Annotated in this window: 1 protein-coding gene; it reads left to right on the forward strand. The window is 62.0% G+C overall.

Annotated elements, in window-relative coordinates:
* The first annotated feature begins 334 nt into the window (after nucleotides 1-334).
* Nucleotides 335-4,063, forward strand: coding sequence for a toxin glutamine deamidase domain-containing protein (locus tag ACIA8E_RS41480; RefSeq protein ID WP_399307233.1), 3,729 nt, complete (start codon nucleotides 335-337; stop codon nucleotides 4,061-4,063).
* Nucleotides 4,064-5,124: the final 1,061 nt, after the last annotated feature.

The raw sequence follows: 5,124 nt of genomic DNA on the forward strand, positions 1-5,124 counted from the left end.
AGCAACACCCACCACCACCAACGGCAGGACCACGACGGCTACGCCCACGAGTGGAGATCGTCCGGCTACGTCCGGACGCGGTGCCGTCCGGACGGGCGAGGCTAGCGGCCCCCGCCGGGTCACCGAGAACACACCCACCGTCGCCCTGGGCAGCACCGCACCCGGCAGCCGCTCCCAGGCGTCCGCGCCGCTGGCCCCCACCGAACCGAAGCCAACCCCCATCCCCACGACCGCCCACAGCTCAACCCCCAGTACTCGAACTCGGGAAACCCACACCACGGACCTAAGCGCCGGCGCTGAGTCCCGCGGTGAAGCGCAGCCTGCTGGGGACACTGTGGCCGGCTCGCCGGGGGTACTGGATGATCCGCGCTTCCGTGTGTTGCCGCGCACACAGCCTGCAGCTGGCCGTGAGCCTGCCAGGTCCGGGGTTCCGCGGCAGCCGGGCCGCGAAGATGTACGGGCGGCCTACGACAGCCTGCCGCCAGTACAGCAGAACATGGCGGTTCCCGAGCTCGCCCAGCACACCTCGGATGTCTTGCTTCACGGGCCGAACGCGATCGTGGGCGGCCGCTTTGACGGTGCCCGCAGCCCTGTGTCGTCGACGACCAATCTGTCCGGGACGCAAGCCGACCCTGCGCACACCTCCGACGACAGCGCTTCCGCCGTTGTCTTCCAGGCCCTCACCGAACCTCCCCCGGCCCCGAGCGTTGCAAGGCGGCTCGCTGCGCACAATCGGGAACAGCGGCGATCCCAGCTGGTTGCGGAGTTGGATGAGGCCGGTCTGCGTGAGCTTGTCGACCGTGTGGTGGCCAAACTGAATCCCGGCGGGACAGCGGCGAAACGGTCGCCACACGCCTGTGTGACTTTGCTGCAGGGATTTGAGCAGGCGGTCTATCCGGGTGCACTGAGTGAGGCGACGGCAGGCCGCGAGGTGCCCAGCGGGCTGCGGACACACCAGGCGACGGACGATATGTTGGTGGGGTCCGGCCAGGCTGAGCACACGCTGGCCCGCGGCCGCGGCTGGCGGCGAGTGGACTCCTGGGACACGATGGCTCAAGCAGTCGAAGAGGCCGGTCCCGGCGCTACGGGACTTGTCCTATGGCAGCAGCGCCAAGGCGAGGGACACGCCTTCGCCCTCCATCACACCACCGATGTGGGAGTGCGCTGGGTCGAACTTCAGGCCTCGCCGGATGTCCGGGTTCGCGCCACGCGGCCACGCCTGGTCGCGGCCGATACCCGAGCAGTGGTGATCGATGCCACCGGTCGTGTCCTCGAAGACGCACTGCCAAGGAAGTCCCCGGCGGACTCGACGGCCTTCGCGCTGATGGATCCCCCGGCGTCCCATCAGTACGGGGCAATCGGTGACCAGACGGAGGAAACCTCCAGCGTGCTGAGCGAGCCGATGCCCTTGTCCAGCTTCTTCGTCACCGGGCCTGACGGAAACGTGACGGTGCCCCTGCCGTCCCCCGGGCGACGGGACCGCTATGTAGCGTTCGCGTTGCACCGAGCAGGACGATCGGGGGCTGTTTCTTCTGCAGCTTTCCGCACATTTCTAATCGAAGCCCCAAGCGTTTTTCGGGAAACCCACGCTTGGGATGATGAGCAGCTCGAAGAGGATCTGCAACTCGTGAGTGCGCTGAGCCCTCTTGGGCAATGGAAAAGGTTTTCTGAAGACAAGGCGCGTAATTTGGTTGCCATGGCTCGAAAGGCCCGGAATGATACAGGGCAGGAATTGTCCGAGATGCTGGCCGAAGAGCCATGGGGCTTCACGAGAACTACTCCGCTCAGGCTTAAAGATGCCGATGAAACTCTCATGCAGGCATGGGTCTCGATGACCCATTCCCAGCGGATGGTTGCCGGGGGCCGCGACCTTGAGATTGCCCGCATGCTACTGGCACGCGAAGGCGTCAGAGAAGAACGGGAAGCTGTGGAGGATCCGGAAGCCGAGCTTACCGCCGAGCTGAAGAAGCTCGCAGAAGCGGTCCGAGCGGCGGAGACGGCCTACCCTCCCTCCGATGCGGCCGCGCGGGTACTGCGGCAGCTCTCGCGGAATCGCACAGAGGAACTCGCGATGCTGCGGACGATGCGGAGTCGTGATCTCAGTGGCCTGACGGGCGAACAGATGGCCGCGCTCGTCGTTGTCGAACGGCTGGGACGGCAGACTGCGCCCTTTGCCCGTGCGCATCTGATACATCGACTCCGCAACGAAGTATGGCCTTGGGCGAAAAGGTATCCGACGGACGACGAAGACGTCTTCCTTCTGCTGGACAAAGTACATGAATTCATGCGCAACCAAATGCACGTTACGATCAATATGCCTATCGACAGGGACGTTGACGGGCAGTCCCTTCTCGACCGCCTGATCACCTCCCACCCGCTACTGGTCCGCACCAAATGGGAGGTGGAAAATGCATCGGATCCAGAGAAGGTATCGTACTTTCGTAAACGTGGGGCAACAGAGGAGCTTCTCGGATACACGGCAGCGCTCGGGCGCACGGCCGATGACGGCTTTCAATCCGTCAGGTCTCCGTTCCGGTCGGAAAATGGGAAAATTCTTCCGAAGTACGGTGCACTTACCTCACGGCGAATGCCGGATAGCGTCATCGATTTCGGCAATGCTGCCTTCCATCTGAAACAGGCGATCCGTGACAGGGTTACGCATACCGCCCAAGACTCCATAGACGGCTTCGATTACTCCGTGAACAATTTCGGGCTGGCCGGAGCTCCGGGGGTAACTGGCCCCGACCACCTCCTCCCGCTACTTGCCTGGGGCGCAGAACCTAGCGTCCGGCTGGCCTTCGCCGAAGCAACCGATTTCGAATACGACCCAGCTCTTCGCTTCCAGATCGGCCGCGACGCTAGACTTGTTGGAGACCGCATTATCTCCTCCTTTGGGGACCCGTACTTCGAGACTCAGATCCACGGAGACGTCTCCTGGTCCGATGTCGAACACATCGTACTCCGCCATGACGATCGTAATTACATGACGACCATGAGGGATCGTGACAAATTGCTGAAATTCTCTGTCGATCATGGCTTGACATATTCTCTGGAAGTACTCCCTAAAGATAAATTGAGTGGCGCCCTTGCAATTCCGGTGAGATTTGAAAAATGGATCAAGAGAAACCTTTCCTACCCTGCTGACTTCAGAGGCCCTTCCCTGCGGGCGCTGTCTTTGCCCCGCACCTCGGACGGGGAATTGTCGGAAAGGGCCGTAGAACTCAGCAGCGAGGCAAGGGGGCGATCGATTAAAGAAGCCTTTGAATTCATGGGTCAGGTAGGCGTGGATGCTTCGGGAGTCTCGGAAAATGTCATTCGAGGTCTGGCGTCACATGAAAATCTGGCACGCTATCCAGAATTGCAGTCCTACATGGATCGGCCTGACCTCACAATCGATAGGGATCGGAACGCGACCGAATTGACGCAACTTCAGTCGGTAAACGTGGGGTCGATGCGGATTGAAATCTATTCCGACCCATCGGAGTCCAATGCGATCACTAGCCGACGCATAGCACAGCTGACTGAAGCCATCAGAAGGGCCCAAATGGCAGGATACTCGATACCTGACATGGAAGTCAGGCTCCCGAAATACACGCGGCATATAACCATCCAGGCAAATGGAAACATTATTGAAGACGATGGAATTTACGAGGTTATGTTCGATGTTCCGAATATCCTGATTTTGCCATCGTCATTTGGCGCCGAAATGAATCGGGCAAAATTTCCAGATCGCACTAACTATGCCCTGGAAGTGCAATTCGATGACTGGGGTACGGCGGCCATCATCAGAGGGATCGGAGATTTTCTGCACTATACAAAGAGCCCGTCCGGATATTTTGATCTAAATCATACAATCTACACCTCGAATGGGGTTGCAAAAATCGCGGGCGAGCTGAGTCTGAGTGCAGCCCAAGATCCCCGGAATTTTATCGGCCAGTACTTTCTTGGTGAAGTGGTGGGGAGGACGCCTTCCGAGAATCAGAGGGCGATGTACGCGGACCTGGGAGGCCCTGTCGCTGACGCGGCTCCCGCGTCAGGCGGGCTACTGAACTTGGTGGGGTGATGTCGGCCCGTTCGTCTGACGGTGCGTAAGCCGGGTCGTTAGCTGAGGGCTGTGGGATCTGTGCGGGGCGGCGGGTTGACCGGCGCGGAGAGGGCCGTGCGGGAACGGATCCGGCTGGAGGCGGTCGGCCGTTTCGAAGGCGGGCAGAAGAACCGGGAGATCGCTGCCGCGTTGTGGGTGAGCGAGTGGTCGGTGGAGCGCTGGCGTTGTCAGTGGCGAGAGGCGCGGCCAGACCGGTGTCCGCTCGAAGGGTTCACTTGTGGGCTTGATCCAAGGCCGGGTGGTTCACGGATTCGTGCTGGTGGCAAGGGGTTTATGAGGTGCCTTGGCTGGTGTAGGCGGCGGGTCCGGCTTTGTGGATGAGTCCGTTGCTGGCCCATCGGTCGAGTTCTCGGCGCATGGTGCCCAGGGTGACGTCGCCGAGGTGGCGGGCGAGGTCTAGCGGGTGCCAGTGGCGGTCGGGGTCGGTGTCGAGGATCTCCAGGACAGCCGGTGCCGGCGGCGGAGGCGAGGAAGGCGTTGGCGTCGAAGTCCTTGTCCCATAGGACCAGCATGTCCGGGCGCAGGTGGTGCAGCAGCCGGCGGGCATAGTCGGTCTCGCCCTCTCTGGTCGGGCCGAACACCGCGCCGATCAGGGCCCGGGTCCCGGTCTCCACCAGGGCCATTAACTCCAGCGTCGGGTAGCCGCCGCGGCTTTGTGGTCCGAAGCGGTCGGTGTTGCGGCTGCTGTCGGGGATCTTGATGGAGCTGCAGCCGTCGAAGGAAACCGTGCGGAACGGCCCGAACCTCACCCCGCGTGTCGACGGCTGGGCCAGCGTCCCGGCCAACACCTCGAACAAGCGCTGCAGTGGCGTGGCGCCGACCCCGGCGGCGTAGGTCTCGCGGGGCTTTCGTGCTGGGCCTTGCCACGTCGAGGTCGATCAGGCCTGTGATCAGCTTCTGCCACACCAGCCGGTAACCGACCTCAGCTTGACGTTTATCCTCGGCGGGCTTGGTGTTCCTTGATCGACTCGGCGCGTTTGACCGTCTTGCCGACGTCGTGGCGCTTGGCCCGTTGCTTG

The organism is Streptomyces sp. NPDC051664 (genome assembly GCF_044453545.1).
Lineage (GTDB): Bacteria > Actinomycetota > Actinomycetes > Streptomycetales > Streptomycetaceae > Streptomyces.